Annotated in this window: 14 protein-coding genes and 1 pseudogene; 6 read left to right on the forward strand and 9 right to left on the reverse strand. The window is 53.8% G+C overall.

Annotation, left to right across the window (positions count from 1 at the left end; genetic code table 11):
- Positions 1-62 precede the first annotated feature (62 nt).
- The 4 genes from AB1N33_RS09870 (at position 63) to AB1N33_RS09885 (ending at position 5,199) form a co-directional block, all read left to right on the forward strand.
- Positions 63-977, forward strand: coding sequence for a DUF3530 family protein (locus tag AB1N33_RS09870; protein ID WP_411271381.1), 915 nt, complete (start codon positions 63-65; stop codon positions 975-977).
- Positions 978-1,087: 110 nt separating this feature from the next.
- A complete protein-coding gene (locus AB1N33_RS09875; protein WP_411271382.1) occupies positions 1,088-1,411 on the forward strand; it encodes a hypothetical protein in 324 nt (107 codons plus the stop codon).
- 120 nt (positions 1,412-1,531) lie between these two features.
- Positions 1,532-2,890 carry an AmpG family muropeptide MFS transporter gene (locus tag AB1N33_RS09880; RefSeq protein ID WP_411271419.1) on the forward strand — a complete coding sequence of 453 codons (1,359 nt, stop codon included), beginning with the start codon at positions 1,532-1,534 and terminating at the stop codon, positions 2,888-2,890.
- Positions 2,891-3,024: 134 nt separating this feature from the next.
- Positions 3,025-5,199, forward strand: a complete 2,175-nt coding sequence (locus tag AB1N33_RS09885) for a hybrid sensor histidine kinase/response regulator (RefSeq protein WP_411271383.1) — start codon at positions 3,025-3,027, stop codon at positions 5,197-5,199.
- A 5-nt stretch (positions 5,200-5,204) separates the two neighbouring features.
- Here AB1N33_RS09885 and AB1N33_RS09890 read toward each other — a convergent pair whose 3' ends face one another.
- The 9 genes and pseudogenes from AB1N33_RS09890 to rppH form a co-directional block, all read right to left on the reverse strand.
- On the reverse strand, positions 5,205-6,149 hold the full coding sequence (locus AB1N33_RS09890) for a sensor domain-containing diguanylate cyclase (protein WP_411271384.1): 945 nt from the start codon (positions 6,147-6,149) through the stop codon (positions 5,205-5,207).
- Positions 6,146-7,165: a response regulator gene (locus AB1N33_RS09895; protein WP_411271385.1), complete on the reverse strand. Its 1,020-nt coding sequence runs from the start codon at positions 7,163-7,165 to the stop codon at positions 6,146-6,148. Before AB1N33_RS09895 ends, AB1N33_RS09890 begins: the two co-directional genes overlap by 4 nt.
- Before the next feature lie 10 nt (positions 7,166-7,175).
- Positions 7,176-8,009, reverse strand: coding sequence for a thymidylate synthase (locus AB1N33_RS09900; RefSeq protein WP_411271386.1), 834 nt, complete (start codon positions 8,007-8,009; stop codon positions 7,176-7,178).
- On the reverse strand, positions 8,006-8,824 hold the full coding sequence (gene lgt / locus AB1N33_RS09905) for a prolipoprotein diacylglyceryl transferase (RefSeq protein ID WP_411271387.1): 819 nt from the start codon (positions 8,822-8,824) through the stop codon (positions 8,006-8,008). The genes AB1N33_RS09900 and lgt overlap by 4 nt, the downstream gene beginning before the upstream one ends.
- A gap of 3 nt (positions 8,825-8,827) precedes the next feature.
- The gene (locus tag AB1N33_RS09910) at positions 8,828-9,634 is read right to left on the reverse strand and encodes a sulfite exporter TauE/SafE family protein (RefSeq protein ID WP_411271388.1); all 807 of its coding nucleotides are present in this window, start codon (positions 9,632-9,634) and stop codon (positions 8,828-8,830) included.
- Positions 9,635-9,698: 64 nt separating this feature from the next.
- Positions 9,699-10,166, reverse strand: a complete 468-nt coding sequence (locus AB1N33_RS09915) for a methyl-accepting chemotaxis protein (RefSeq protein ID WP_411271420.1) — start codon at positions 10,164-10,166, stop codon at positions 9,699-9,701.
- Positions 10,167-10,220: 54 nt separating this feature from the next.
- A pseudogene (locus AB1N33_RS09920) lies at positions 10,221-10,991 on the reverse strand (PAS domain-containing protein); the annotation flags it as partial.
- 109 nt (positions 10,992-11,100) lie between these two features.
- Positions 11,101-13,389 (reverse strand): phosphoenolpyruvate--protein phosphotransferase, encoded by a 2,289-nt coding sequence (ptsP, locus tag AB1N33_RS09925; protein ID WP_411271421.1) that lies wholly within the window; start codon positions 13,387-13,389, stop codon positions 11,101-11,103.
- Between the two features lie 36 nt (positions 13,390-13,425).
- Positions 13,426-13,956: an RNA pyrophosphohydrolase gene (rppH, locus tag AB1N33_RS09930; protein ID WP_411271422.1), complete on the reverse strand. Its 531-nt coding sequence runs from the start codon at positions 13,954-13,956 to the stop codon at positions 13,426-13,428.
- A 104-nt stretch (positions 13,957-14,060) separates the two neighbouring features.
- Between rppH and mutH the strand changes: the two genes are divergently transcribed.
- Both mutH and AB1N33_RS09940 read left to right on the forward strand, forming a co-directional pair.
- A complete protein-coding gene (gene mutH / locus AB1N33_RS09935) occupies positions 14,061-14,735 on the forward strand; it encodes a DNA mismatch repair endonuclease MutH (protein WP_411271389.1) in 675 nt (224 codons plus the stop codon).
- Positions 14,732-15,049 (forward strand): YfhL family 4Fe-4S dicluster ferredoxin, encoded by a 318-nt coding sequence (locus AB1N33_RS09940; RefSeq protein ID WP_505433568.1) that lies wholly within the window; start codon positions 14,732-14,734, stop codon positions 15,047-15,049. The genes mutH and AB1N33_RS09940 overlap by 4 nt, the downstream gene beginning before the upstream one ends.
- The last annotated feature ends 30 nt before the right edge of the window (positions 15,050-15,079 follow it).

A 15,079-nucleotide genomic window follows, 5' to 3' on the forward strand; every position in this document is an offset into this window, starting at 1 on the left:
GTGAACCTGCCGATAACAAACGATAGAAACAAAAACGTATGTTATTCAACAGGCTGACCGGTTTGAACACTTTTCGTACTCTGCTGACGCTGCTGCTGATCCTGCTTCCGGGCGCACACACCCGTGCCGCTGACGCAGAAGACATTGCACGTCAGCTTTACCCCGACGAAGTCACCAGCCTGATGGTCGGTGACGACAGCATGCCGGTGCTTGTTTCTCCGCCTTACACGCCCCTCACCCGCGGTACCGCGGTAGTGTTTTATGAATCGGGGATCACCGCAGGCAACACCGGTCTGACCCTGGATATTGCCAGTCAGCTCACCGGCAGGCTGAACGGTGCCGGCTGGCAAACCGTGCTGGTGCCCTCCATGCTGACGCCCCTGACGACAGCGACCGATACCACCACGCTCCCTGCAGACAGCCCGGTTCATCCGCGTACTGACAGCATGCAGGTGGCCATTGACTATGTTGCTTCACGCAACACCACGATGCTTCAGCTGGCGGCGCTCAACCGGTTCTTACGCAACGCTGACGGCTATCGTATGCTGATTGCCCAGGGGATGACGGCAACGCTGCTGCTTGACAGTGCTGACAACGAAAGCAGTACTCCGCCCGATACCATGGTGGTTCTGTCGCCGTTCTGGCCTGAACGGGAACGTAACCTCACCGTCCCGGAAATGATTGCGCGCACCTCATTTCCGGTACTCGACATTGCCCTCAACGACTTTAATAACTGGGCGCTTGCCACCCGTTTTTTACGTGAACGGGCAGCCACCACGGCGCTCAAACTGCATTACCGCCAGCGCCCGCTGAGCAGCCTGGGCAGCAGCGTCATCAACGCGGGCACAGCCAGCCTGTCAGGCGCGGGCATGCGCACCGATGTCACCGCACAGAACGCCGGCTTTGCTGGCGCATCCCCATTTGCGGTCCGCCTTGCAGGACGCATTTACGGCTGGATCACGTATCTGGGCTGGTAACTTTTTTATCTCACTTTTCAATGGGCTTGTCGTAAACCGCTTCCTGACATAAGCAAAACATCTACCCCACGCTATACTAGGTGTATCGCACTTAACAGCAGTACGGGATCGTGAGAGTCGACGCCTTCATTAATCAAAAAGCGAAACAGCTGTGTTTCTACCTGCGCGCTTTCTGGCAGGGTGACTTACCGTTTTCTGAGCTGGAACTTTTTTTCTGGGATACGCTGGAAGAATGGGGGCAGGTGAAATACCGCCTGGATCATCCGTATTCTGCCAAAGAGCGGGTGTTCTGGCATCTCCTGCATCAGATGCATTTCTGGCATGAAGACAAACTGATGTACGACAATTACCTGATAGAGGAACTGGCCAACTGCATTCATTACCTTGAAGGACGTGGCATCTGTCCGTTCGACTGCATCGGGATCCGCCCCTGATACGCCCGACACCAGAGCCTGCTGACCTTTACTCTATGAATTAGCCGGTCTCGCTGCGCCTCATTCCTGTCTTGCAACTGCTGATTATCCGTGGCTCAATACCGTTTTCTTTAATGGAAACTGGTCGCTTTGGGACGTTCATTCTCAGCATTTTTAGACAGACGACTCATCAGTATTTTTCTGTTCGGTATTTCCAGCGGCTTTCCGTGGGTGATGATTGGCTCGGCATTATCTGCCTGGCTGGCTGACGAAGGGCTATCGCGTAAAGCCATTGGCCTGTTCGGGGCGATTTTCACGGTCTACTCCATTAACTTTCTGTGGTCCCCGCTCCTTGACCGGCTTCGCCCCCTGTTGCTTGGCCAACGGCGTGGCTGGATCCTGATGATGCAATGTGGCATTGCGATCTGCTGTCTGCTGATGTCGCAGTTGAATGCAGGCAGCGACCTTTTCTGGATGGCACTGTGTGGCTTGTTTATTGCCATTTTTTCGGCTACCCAGGACATTGCCATTGATGGCTACCGGATTGATATCATTCACGCCCATGAAAGTGACAAGCTGTCGTCAGGTTCTTCCATGGCAACCGCTGGCTGGTGGACCGGTTATGGCGGACTTGGCGCGATGCCGTTTTTTCTTGTGGACGCCACGGCATTAAGCTGGTCAGGAAGCTACCTTATTCTGGCTGGCGTGATGGGGTGTCTGATGCTGGCCACCCTGTTTGCCAAAGAGCCTGATGTTGACAGAGAGTCAGCACACCAGAAGGCCATGCAGTATTATTATGAGCAGCTTGGTGATCGTCGCCACCGGCGTTTCAGCACCGTGACGGCGTGGCTGTCGGTGACTGTTGCCGAACCTTTTCGCGAATTTTTTCAGCGCAACGGCGTGCGACTTGCGCTCTCGGTACTACTGTTTATTTTTCTGTTTAAAATCGGTGAAGCTTTCCTTGGCCGAATGAGCATTGTCTTTTACAAAGAAATCGGCTTTACCAATGCCGACATCGGCAGTTACTCAAAGCTGCTGAACTGGTGGGTGACGATCGTATTTTCGCTGATTGGGGGCGCGGTGAATATTCGATATGGCATCTATCGCGGCCTGATGATTGCCGGTATCGCGATGGCGTCGTCCAACCTGATGTTTGCCTGGCTAGCCCAGGTTGGGCCGGATACCACACTGCTGGCCACGGCGGTGATTATCGACGGTTTCACGGCATCGTGGAGCACCGTTGCCATGGTCGCCTTTATCTCGCTGTTGTGTAATCGTGCTTTCAGTGCCACACAGTACGCGCTGATGGCGTCACTGTCGGTGGCAGGCAGAACGCTGCTGGCCTCATCGAGCGGCTACATTGTTGACGGCCTGGATGGCAACTGGAGCGCGTTTTTCATTCTCACTGCCCTGATGGTGATCCCCAGCCTGATTTTTCTGTTTCATTTGCGACATCATATTACCCGGCTAGAAGCCCGCTACCGCGATACCGCACCCTGAGCGCGCTCGGGTAATTTGAAAAAAACACAGATAACACCTACTGTTAAACAGTGATGGAAAGTTCGCCAGCCTTCGGGTGCCCATCTGCTGCAGGGCTCCCTGCTCTGGCGTCGCTTACCGGGAAGGGATTCGTAATGATGAAGCAAGGCGCCGTTTACCGAAAACTTTTCAGACACCCCTGGTACAGTCTGGCGCTGATGCTGATTGTCACAGTGATTGCGCTCGCTGGCACCGCCTGGCATGCGACACAAACCTCACGTCTGACAGAACTGGTGAAGCTGGCTGGTCAGCAGCGACTGATCGCCGAACAGGCGTTAAATACTGAAGCCTCTCTTGCTCTCACGGAGTCCGATCAGCATGACAGGCTGATTGCGCGACTCAACGCACAGGCCAGCTCGCTCGCTGATTTGCACGATATTTTATCCGGTAAAACGCCCTATCATGGCGAGAAGGCCGTCTTGTCACCGGCGCTCCATCAAACTTACTTTGACGGACTACTTCCGCTGGATAAACGCCTGCGGCAATTGCTGCCCCAGTGGCAATCGGCCTCTTCAGACGCATTTACACCACTGAACAGTAGTGATAGTGCGTTACTGACTGACCGTCTCGATACGGTTCAGGCGCGTTACTATGCCATGCTGCATACGCAGCAGATGCACCAGATTTACTGGCAGACCGGTAGTCTGATCCTGTTGCTGTTTGCCTCTGTGCTGTGGTTTTTGCTGGTCGGCAGACGGACGCTGAGCAGGATGCTTAACACACTGGATAATACCGAAGACCAACTTTTCCGGGAGCGTCAGCAGCGTGATGCCGACGTGGCGACCTACTCCACCCAGTCACAGTTCCTGATTTCAATGAGTCATGAATTTCGCAGCCCCATCAGTGCTATTATCGGTGCGCTGGAACTGATCCCGAATATGCCGGGCCGGCAGAATGAACTGGTCAGGCAGGCCGAGCAGGCCTCTTTCCGCTTGCTGACCCTGACCAATAATCTGCTGGATATTCTGGGCGCAGATAACCAGTCCGCCACTATCATAAAGGAATCCTTTGATTTGATATCGCTGCTGGACGAAGCCATCTCACCTTACTCGGCGCCGGCACGCGACAAGCAACTGGAATTCAACCTGTCCTGTGACACGCCCCTGCCTCAGTTTGTAGAAGGTTATCCCGGCCCAATGACCAAGGTGATAAGAAACGTCCTCGATAACGCCGTTAAATTTACTAATGAGGGCTTTGTTCGGGTTCGGATTGGCTGTCATGTCGTGGATAAGCACTATTCACTGACGGTGAGTGTGACCGATACCGGGGTCGGGATCCGTGAACAGGAACAGTCGAAGATATTCACGTGTTTCTACCGTATCGACACGCCCGGACATCTTCATCATACCGGGCCAGGGATAGGCCTGACCGTTGCCAAAAACAATGCCGATAAGATTGGCGCCACTATTACGCTATCGAGCCAGCAGGATATTGGCAGTGAGTTTCTGCTTACCTTTCCGCTAAATAAGAGCGTGCGCAGAGAAACACCCACGGTCACCGATAGCGCAATGCGATTTGCCGTGGTTGATGATCTGGAAATCAGCCGGCTGCACGTGAGCAACGTCATTCGTAATGAAGGCTTTATCGCCGACGCCTTTCCTTCTGCCTCTGCATTTCTGGCTAACCGTGATGCTATTCCATCGTATACGGCAATTATTGCTGATTTTTATATGCCGGGTATCAACGGCCTGGAACTGATCACTACCATTCAGGCTATGCACGGAAAGAAAACCCCGCCAGTAATTATGATGTCCGCCACGCCGGACATTGCCAATATTATGGCAAACAGTGATGCGAGTGTATGGCGGGCCTTTGTGAAGCCGGTTGACCGGCTGCGCCTGACAGACTCGCTGCACCAGCTGGCCAGAAATAAAACACAAACCATCAGTGAGGTGCGCGATGCCTGTATCCTGGTGGTGGAGGATGAGCCGGTTAATGCGGAAATCATCTGCCATATGATAGCCTGCATTGGTCATCAGTGTCTGGTTGCACGCACCGGCGAAGATGCCCTGATGCTGCTCAGCGAACACAGTGTGGATGCGGTCTTACTGGATATTAATCTGCCTGATATCAGCGGGCTTGAGGTGGCGTCGATTACGCGGGAGAAATACCCCGGCCTGCCGGTTATCGCACTGACCGCGAATGCGTTTGAAGCCGACCGGGAAGCTTCCCTGGCAGTTGGCATGCGCTACCATCTGGTGAAACCGGTCACGTTTCAGGAGCTGAAAAATACGCTGCGACTGACGCTGGCGCGACTGCAGAGCCAATAACCGGATCAGCCACGAATACGGTAGCAGTTCCTGCCACTCTGTTTGGCGTCATACAGCGCCTGGTCGGCCAGTTCCAGCCACTGCATTGGTGACGACAACGCCGGCGTCAGTTGCGCCAGTCCGAGACTCACCGTAAAGCGAATAACCTCGCCTTCATGTTCAACCACCTGCGACTCTGACAGGGAACGGATCCGCTCTGCTACCGTGGTCGCATTGTCTGCATCGGTGTCAGACAACACCACGGCGAATTCCTCGCCGCCGTACCGCCCCGCTAAATCGGTTTCCCGGACGCCCTGCCGAATGACATCCGCCAGGGTTTTGATCACTTTGTCTCCCGCCTGGTGCCCGTAGGTGTCATTGACCTTCTTAAAGTGATCAATATCCAGCATCATGGCGGTAATGGGCTTTCCCTGACGGCGTGCCAGCTTGAACGCGTAATCAAACCGTTCCTGCCAGTAACGGCGGTTATACAAACCGGTCAGTCCATCCACCCGGCTCATTACTTTCAGCTCTTTATTAAGCTGTTCTACCCGTGTTTTACCCAGTGCCTGGTCAGTCACGTCATACACCAGCATACAAAGCCTGTCGGCCTGCCCGTCGGCGGACGGCAGTGGCAGCATAGTCACATTTTGGTACATGTAGCGGGCGCTGCTTGTCACCGGCCGCGTGGCGTCAAACCGAAACAGGTACTGACGCTGTTCCCAGATCAAAAAGACCGGCGTATTGAGGTCAAACACCGGCTCAGCCTTGGCCCTCAGCCACTTTTCATCAATTTCAGGAAACTGTGAGAACAGGGACTTGCCGCACACCGCGTCGCTGGACAGCGAAGAATGGTTTTCCATAAACCGGTTCCAGACTTCAACGCGCATGGCACGGTCCAGCACCACGATACCCACCTCAATGTCGCTGAACAGTGACTGCATCCAGTCGTGGTTTGCTGGTGTTGTCATGCGCCCTCCTGCCCGACAAACCGCGCGTAAATCTTGTCCATGGCGTCGCCGGGGAACAGCAGCAACAAGTCAAAACTGATGTCTTTGCTTTTGATGGCATAGCCAATCTCGACTGCCATAATTTTTTTCATGCCGCGAATGGAATCTTTCAGCAGCACATCCAGTCCTTTGTGTCTGCCCAGCAGAATAGGATGACTGTGGCTAAAGGTAACCGCAAGCTGTTCTGACAACGCATTCAAACAGGCTCCAATCAGAATGTTCGACACATCCATCAGGGCTTCGAGTTCCAGACGCTGATCATCAAGGCCTTTCTCATACTTCAGTAAATCAACAATATTTGCTGTATTGGTGTCACTGAAAATAACCAGCGCCTCGCCCTGAATACCCGCACTCACGAAGCCTTTGGAAACAGCAGATACGCGCTCACTGTGATTAATTTCTGCCACCGCCATCAGCAGTTCATTGCTTTCCAGCAGGTTGACATTGGGTATCGGCAGGTCGATAAATTCACCCAGCAGCTTAGCGAGGTTTTCACCAGCCCGCCCCATCGCGACGTTGACCAGTTCACGATAGGCATCCAGCCTGATATCGGCACCGGCAGCGGCTGGCGGCGTGGCTTTTGCTGCAGAGCCGGTTGATGCCATATCGCCATTATAGATACCGTACTGCCGCAGCAACTCGCTCAGCTTCTGGTTATCAATGGGTTTACGAATAAAGTCCAGTGCGCCCATTGCCACCATGCGCTCACGGGCCGCAGGCTGCACATCGCCGGAGACGACAATCACCAGGCTCGGCAAATCATTATCACGAATGGCCTGCATGGTTTCATACCCGTCCATCACAGGCATATTCAAATCGAGGAACAGGACATCGCCCTTACCGGCCTTAATCAGCTCAATCGCTTGCTTCCCGTTTTCTGCATACGACACCGACACATCCCAGCCATCCGGGATACTGCGGGCCATTTGCTTGCGGGCAAAGGCAGAGTCGTCACATATCAGCACGGGCGTTGTCATGGAAGTTACCTCAGATGGCCACCGGCGCTTTTATGTGAGGATGGGCCTGATAGTTTTTCAGGGTAAAGTCCTCATAAGTGAAACCGAAAATGTCTTTCACGTCCGGGTTAATTTCCATGGTCGGACGCGGATAAGGCGTACGCGACAACTGCAGGTCAACCTGTTCCAGATGATTACTGTAAAGGTGCGCGTCACCCAGGGTATGAATAAACTCACCCGGTTTAAGATCGCAAACCTGCGCCACCATCATGGTCAGCAAGGCATAGCTGGCAATGTTGAACGGTACCCCTAAGAAGATATCGGCACTGCGCTGATAAAGCTGACAGCTCAGGCGACCATCCTGCACATAAAACTGAAACATGGTGTGGCACGGCGGCAATGCCTGCTTGCCCCGCGCGGCGTTTTCTTTTGGCGAATACTGGGTATCAGGTAACACCGACGGGTTCCACGCGCTGACAATCAACCGGCGCGAATCCGGGTTGGTTTTAATTTGTTCAATCACGTCACTGATCTGGTCAACCGTTGTACCATCGCCACAGTCCCATGAGCGCCACTGATGACCATAGACAGGACCAAGCTCACCGGTCTCGGTTGCCCATTCGTCCCAGATAGATACGCCATTTTCCTTCAGGTAGCCAATGTTGGTATCGCCCTTCAGAAACCACAGAAGTTCATGAATAATCGATTTAAGATGGCATTTTTTGGTCGTTACCAGTGGGAATCCGTCGGCCAGATCAAAGCGCATCTGATAACCAAAGACACTCAGCGTGCCGGTGCCGGTGCGGTCTTCTTTCTTAAATCCGTTGTCACGTACGTGACGCATCAGAGCCAGATATTCTTTCATTTTGTGGTCTCACCCTTACTACCTGTCTGGTTTTTACTGGTATACGCGCTCACCATCAGCCACAGCCCCAGAACCACCATAGGTATACACAGTAATTGCCCCTGACTCAGGCCCATCTGGTACAGACCAATGTGCGCGTCAGGCTCGCGGAAATACTCAACAATAAAACGGAAACTGCCGTAGCCGGTCAGGAATAAACCGCTGACCGCGCCGGCTGGCCTGGGCCGTGCCGAATATAGCCACAGCATAATAAACAGCAGAACCCCTTCGAGCGCAAATTCATAAAGCTGTGAAGGATGCCGTGGCACATTGCCCGCGTCAGGAAAGATAATCGCCCAGGGCACGTCGGCAGGACGTCCCCACAACTCAGCGTTCAGGAAGTTACCAATTCTTCCGGCCCCAAGACCAATCGGTACCAGCGGTGCGACAAAGTCGCCGAGCGCAAGAAAACGGGTTTTCATTCTTTTCGATTGCCAGTAGAGCGCTACCAGTACGCCAAGCAAACCACCATGGAAGGACATGCCGCCCGCCCAGATTTTGAAGAGGTACAGTGGGTTATCGAGGAACATGCCAAATTGGTAAAACAGCACATAACCAATGCGCCCGCCTAGGATCACCCCGACAAAGCCCCAGAACAGTAAGTCACTCAGTTGTTCCCGGCTCCACGACGTGTTCTCCAGTCGCTTTTGCGCCAGCAGATACGCTGCCACGAACCCGACGAGATACATCATGCCGTACCAGCGCACGCTCAGCGGGCCAATGCTGAAAATAATGGGATCGATATCGGGGAACACCAGATAACTGCTTTCAACCATAGTTTATTCAAGTCCTACAATCATACGAATACTCACCACCACCAGCAGAGCAGCAAGGATCTGTTTTAATAATCGTGTATTCACACGCTGGCCCAGTTTGGCGCCAAAATTCGCCGTAAACACAGACGTCGCCACAATGCCCAGGGTCGCCGGAAGGTAAACAAAGCCTATCCCGCCTGCCGGCAGATCGGCCTTATTCCAGCCCGCCACGATAAAACTGAGCGTGCCAAACACCGCTATCACCATACCGCCTACGGCCGCACAACCAATGGCATGGCGGATATTGACCTGAAACCAGACCAGCGCCGGAACCAGCAGTGCACCACCACCGATGCCCATCAGGGCACTGAATATACCGGTTCCGCCGCCAATAACCGAAAGCAGGCGGGGAGTCGCGGCATTCTCTGATGTTCGTGGTTTACCAAAAATCATTTGTAACGCAATCAGAATTACCAGCACTGCAAAAATAATGCGCAGCAGGTGACCGTCGATGTGACTCGCAATCTGGGCGCCAACAATCGCGCCCAGCGCAATACCAGCCCCCGTGTAAAGTACCAGGTGACGGGTCAGGTTCCCCAGACGATAATGGGCATAGGCCGACGAGGCGCCGGTGAAAATAATGGTGGATAACGAGGTGGCTACGGCGACCGGCATCACGGCGTCGGCAGACATGTCGAGCACATGAACCAGCAGATAGGAGAGCACAGGCACAATAATCAGTCCCCCGCCAATGCCCAGCATGCCGGCAAGGGTGCCAACAACCAGTCCAAGCACTGCGCAAGAGATGAAAATTATTATTATGGGATCCATGCTACGTCCTTTTATTTACAGGACGTAGCCTACCACAGATTGTTGCAGAATTGAGCGCTATTTATCAGCGGATAAGTCCCTGAATTGCGGTGACAAGACGGTCCATGCCGTCTCTTGCCTGTTTGACATTTTCAGAGACAGACGCGATAGCCTGCTCGCTGTTTTCGGTATTGTCATAAATCTGTCGGGTCTGTGCATTGATGTCATCGATCAGTACAGCATTGGTGCTGACAACCTCTTCAATTTCCTCTGTGGCACCAGCAGCCCGGCCGGCCAGCGTTCTCACCTCATCGGCAACAACCGCGAAGCCGCGCCCGGCCTCGCCGGCTCTGGCCGCCTCTATGGCCGCATTCAGGGCCAGCAGATTGGTCTGCTCGGCAATACTGCGTATGGTCGAGACAATGTTGCGGATATCACTGGATTGTTTTGACAGTCTGTCACTGCTTTGTGTGGCGCTGTTGACCTGCGCGCGAATTTTTTCAGAAATTAACTCAGCCTCAGCGAGGGATTTCACCGCGCCGTCAGTATGCACGGCAGTTGTTTCGGACGTTTCACTGGCCAGCGCAATCGCATCGCGCGCAGCCTCAACCCGCTCGGTAATGTCAGTCGCAAACTTCAGTACCTTGACCACCTTACCCAGCTCATCAAATACCGGGTTATAGGTGGCTTCCAGCCATACCGTATTGCCCTTGCTGTCGAGGCGTTTAAAGCGACCTGCTTCAAAATCACCGTTGGCGAGTGTTTGCCAGAAACGCGGATTCTCTTTGTAGAACGCTTCTTCACAGAACATGCGATGATGCTTACCCTGAATATCGCTCAGGCTCACTTTCATGGTATTCAGAAAGTTTTTGTTTGCAGTGACAATCGTACCGTCAGGTGTAAACTCGATAACAGCAGTGGATCTGTCCAGTGCCGCCAGCTTTGCCAGGTTATCCATCAGCTCATGCTGTTTTTTGGTAACATCGGTGGCCAGTTTAAGAATGCGTACTACCTGCCCCTGTTCGTTTTTAACCGGGAAATAGGTCGCTTCCACCCAGATACAGCGGCCACCTTTGGCCTGACGCAGAAAACTGCCTTTCTTATATTCCCCGCGCGCCAGTTCCTGCCAGAAAGTGCGATAGTCGGCCGACTGTGCAACCGAGTCAGGGCAAAGCATACGGTGGTGTTTGCCCACCAGCTCGTCGGCGCGATAGCCGACGACATCAAGAAACAGGCTGTTGGCGTCAAGGATTGTGCCGTCGGGCTTAAAGGATATCATGCCGACATGCTGCTTAATGGCATCGCACGCCGCACTGTCCTCGGTTGCCGGCAACGGTGTCACCTGCGGATCTTCAACCACCTTTTTTCGGAAAAGCATAGTATTCCCTCAATGTCCTTAACACGCAGACAGGTCTGCCCTGATTCAACGATGGCTGACGATGACGGTTTCGTCTATTCAACAAAAGTAGAGCGTGACAGCAGAACGGTTATGCGCCGGCGCGGATCAAACCACCCAGGCCTTTGGTTTCGAGATAGTCGTTCAGATAAGTGAATACGTCGCTGTGGGTTGAACAGGTCAGTGCCTGAGCCAGTAATTTTTTGCACTCAGCCAGACTGACGTTGCGGATAAGCCAGTTTATTTTACGCAGGTTAAAGGCGTTCATACTCAGACGACGGTAGCCCATCCCCATAAGCAGCAGTGCCCCACCCGGTTCACCGGCAATTTCACCACACACGGTTACCGGCACCTGACACGTATTGGCCTGCACCACAATATCGTACAGCGCGGCCAGCACCGCCGGGTGATAGGAGTTGTACAGTGAGGCCACCCGCGTGTTATTGCGGTCAACGGCGAGCAGGTACTGGGTCAGGTCATTACTGCCGACCGAGAAAAAGTCGACATGTTTTGCCAGCTGCGGCAGCTGATAAAGAACCGAAGGCACCTCCAGCATAATGCCGGTCAGTGGCCGGTGAAGCACGTGCCCGGTGCCGCGAATTTCGTCACTGATTTCAAAAAACGCCTGGTCAATCAGGCGGCGGGCTTCCTGCACCTCGCTGACCGAAGAGATCATCGGCAGCATGATCTGCAGATTACGCATACCCAGACTGGCGCGCAGCATCGCGCGCACCTGCACCAGGAAAATTTCCGGATGGTCCAGCGTCAGTCGCACGCCGCGCCAGCCGAGAAACGGGTTTTCCTCATTGATCGGGAAATACGGTAAGGGTTTATCGCCCCCGACATCGAGGGTACGCATGGTGATAGGCAGTTCAGGCGTAGCGGCCAGCACCTTGCGGTAAATGTCCACCTGCTCTGACTCTGACGGGAATCGCTCGCGCAGCATAAACGGAATTTCTGTCCGGAACAGCCCGATCCCCGCGCCGGCGTGATTCGCACCGGTCTCAATTTCGGCCGACAGCCCTGCATTGATGAACAGCGACATCCGACAGCCATCCTGACTTTCACAGGGTTTACCGGCTTCCTCATCAATGCGCTGTGAAATTGCAGCTTCTTCTTCAATCAGCTGAATAAATTCATTGCGGATGTTGCGCTCGGGCGAGATGATGACTTCGCCCGAATAACCGTCAAGCAGAATGTCTTTATCTTCAAGCAGGCCTGGTGACACACTCTGACACCCCATGACTGCAGGTACGCCCATCGCCCGGGCAAGGATGGCTGCATGTGAGTTGGCTGAGCCACGAATAGAAATAATGCCTTTCAGCTTGTCACGGGGGAATTCCGCAAGCATGGTCGCCGACACTTCATCGGCCACCAGAATGCTGTCATCTTCAGGGACTTTCTCAACCACGTTTTTGCCGCGCGAGGCAATCAGGATATTGGTCAGGATCCGGTTTGAGAGGTCGACAATATCAATCGCCCGCTCCTGCATGTAGGGATCATCCATCGCCTGAAAGCGGGCGGCATAGTTGTCTACCACGAGTTTCAGTGATGAGCCGGCATCCCAGCCTTCACGGATTTTCTCTTCCACTTCGCGGCCCAGACTGTTGGCGTCCAGCAGGTGATGATAAAGCTGGAAAATCGATTTCACATCATCCGGTATTCCCTCGTCCAGCCTGGACGACAGACGATCAACCTCGGTGCGGGTGACCTCTACTCCCTGACGGTATGCCTGAATTTCATTCTGCGGCGCGTGCGTGCGCCGCATCACCCATTTTTTCAGGCTGAAGGTTCTGTCGGGTGAAAAGCCTTTGCCCACCGCAAGACCGGGCGAGCCTGCAATACCAACCACATTTTTCTGATGGGGAATATGATCGACGCTGGTCAGACTCAGCGCACCGCGGATCTCGGCATTGGTGATTTCCAGCGCCAGTTGTGTCGCCAGGGTGACCAGAAAGGCTTCTTCATCCTCGCTGAAGCGGCGCATTTTCTCCTGCTGCAGGGTAATCACCCCCAGCACTTTACGCTGATGAATAATCGGCGTGCCGAGAAACGCGTTGTAGTTTTCTTCTTTGACTTCGTCGTAGTGTTTGAAGCGCGGGTGCTGGTGCGCGTTTTCGATGTTGAGCGGCTCTTCGCGCTGGCCAACCAGGCCAATCAGCCCCTCAGAGAAACCAATCCTGACCTGATCGACCGCGTCAGGGTGCAGGCCATCAGTGGCTTTGAGCACAAAGACCTGGTTGTCGTAGTCCGCCAGGTACACCGAGCAGGAGTCAACATCAACGGTTTGCTTTACCCGCGACGTCAGACGGAATAAGGCCTTTCCCAGCTCAGGAGTCTGGTTCATTTCCTGAACAATGCCCTTGAGCGTTGTCAGCATATTGCCCCGTTTTCCAGACTGGTTCACCTGTTACTCCTATCCTCGTCGGCGTTTACGGCCTCGCTTGTGCTGTGGTTGCGGCTGGCGTGGTTGCGGGTTCATGACAATAGGGCTGAATTCCTTCATGACACGCCGGTATACATCGCGTTTAAACGACACTACATTGCGGATCGGATACCAGTAGCTTACCCAACGCCAGTCATCAAATTCGGGATGACCGGTTTTCAGGACATCCACGTCTTTTTCCGCACACTCAAGCTGCAGCAGAAACCATTTTTGCTTCTGACCGATACACACCGGATTACTGCCCTGACGAATCAGCCGTTTTGGCAATTTATACCGGTGCCAGTTTCGGGTAACACCTAATACAGAAACATCTTTTGGTGTCAGCCCGACTTCTTCGTGCAACTCCCTGTACATCGCTTGTTCTGCAGTTTCCCCTTCATCAATTCCGCCTTGTGGAAACTGCCATGAATGTTGACCATAACGTCTTGCCCAAAATACCTGACCCATTTTGTTGCAAATCACTATGCCCACATTCGCACGGAATCCATCGGCATCTATCACATAGACTCCCGGGCATGATAAACTTTTCAATGGTTTCATTCTTCCACAAACCATAGCCCATTCAAAGCATTAATCGCGTCATAAGGATAACCAGGCAGAAACCTATGCAACCACCAGGTACTCCACCCGCTACCACCGACGAGCTGCTTTCACGCTGTCAGTCTATTGCCGGCCTGTCTCTGGGTGAGCTCGCGCAGCTGGCCGGCGTTGCGATGCCTGAAGATCTGACCCGCCACAAGGGCTGGCCCGGCATGCTGATTGAACACTGGCTGGGCGCATCGGCTGGCTCTAAACCACAACAGGACTTTCCGGAGCTCGGTGTTGAACTGAAAACCGTACCGATTGATGCGCATTTCCAGCCACTGGAAACCACTTACGTCTGCTACGCACCACTCATCAGTCAGCCTGGCGTGGTCTGGGAAACCAGCAATGTGCGCAATAAATTGCAGCAGGTACTGTGGCTGCCACTGGAAGGTGACCGTCGTATTCCCCTGGCAGAACGCCGGGTTGCCACGGCGTTTATGTGGACACCCACACAGTCAGAGGATGCGGTGTTACGCGCCGACTGGGAAGAACTTACCGAGCAGATTTTATTAGGCCGGGTTGAACACATTACCGCTCGCCAGGGCAACGCCCTGCACATTCGCCCCAAAGCCGCCAACGGCAGCGTGCTGACTGACGCCTTTAATGAAGAAGGGGAACGCATCAAAACCCGGCCTCGCGGCTTTTATCTGCGTAAAACGTTTACCGCCTCGCTACTCAACCACGCCTTTGCTTGATTCACGTCAACCCGCCTGACCGGGTTTACCGCTACAGTGTCATCATGTTGATCAGAAGGAGACAACGCATGGCACTGATGATTACCGAAGAATGCATTAACTGTCAGCTTTGCGAGGATGAATGCCCGAATCAGGCTATCTCACAACACGATGATATTTATGTGATTAATCCAGCCAGCTGCACTGAATGTGTTGGCCATTACGATAATCCTAGCTGCGTGGCAGTATGTCCGGTTGACTGCATTGTGCAGGATCCAAAACACCGCGAGTCGCTGGCGGAACTGGCCGACAAGTACGCCGCCCTTCACGCCTGAACACCCCCGCGACAAAGGTGGGACGGGAAT

Origin of the sequence: Alteromonas nitratireducens (genome assembly GCF_040812025.1) — a bacterium.
Lineage (GTDB): Bacteria > Pseudomonadota > Gammaproteobacteria > Enterobacterales > Alteromonadaceae > Alteromonas > Alteromonas nitratireducens.

What these genes read in the sequence shown, in the direction of transcription:
- lgt (WP_411271387.1), bottom strand. Translation starts at nt 8,824, where the DNA reads ATGGTTGAAAGCAGTTATCTGGTGTTCCCCGATATCGATCCCATTATT.
- AB1N33_RS09900 (WP_411271386.1), bottom strand. Translation starts at nt 8,009, where the DNA reads ATGAAAGAATATCTGGCTCTGATGCGTCACGTACGTGACAACGGATTT.
- AB1N33_RS09885 (WP_411271383.1), top strand. Translation starts at nt 3,025, where the DNA reads ATGATGAAGCAAGGCGCCGTTTACCGAAAACTTTTCAGACACCCCTGG.
- ptsP (WP_411271421.1), bottom strand. Translation starts at nt 13,389, where the DNA reads ATGCTGACAACGCTCAAGGGCATTGTTCAGGAAATGAACCAGACTCCT.
- AB1N33_RS09910 (WP_411271388.1), bottom strand. Translation starts at nt 9,634, where the DNA reads ATGGATCCCATAATAATAATTTTCATCTCTTGCGCAGTGCTTGGACTG.
- mutH (WP_411271389.1), top strand. Translation starts at nt 14,061, where the DNA reads ATGCAACCACCAGGTACTCCACCCGCTACCACCGACGAGCTGCTTTCA.
- AB1N33_RS09895 (WP_411271385.1), bottom strand. Translation starts at nt 7,165, where the DNA reads ATGACAACGCCCGTGCTGATATGTGACGACTCTGCCTTTGCCCGCAAG.
- AB1N33_RS09890 (WP_411271384.1), bottom strand. Translation starts at nt 6,149, where the DNA reads ATGACAACACCAGCAAACCACGACTGGATGCAGTCACTGTTCAGCGAC.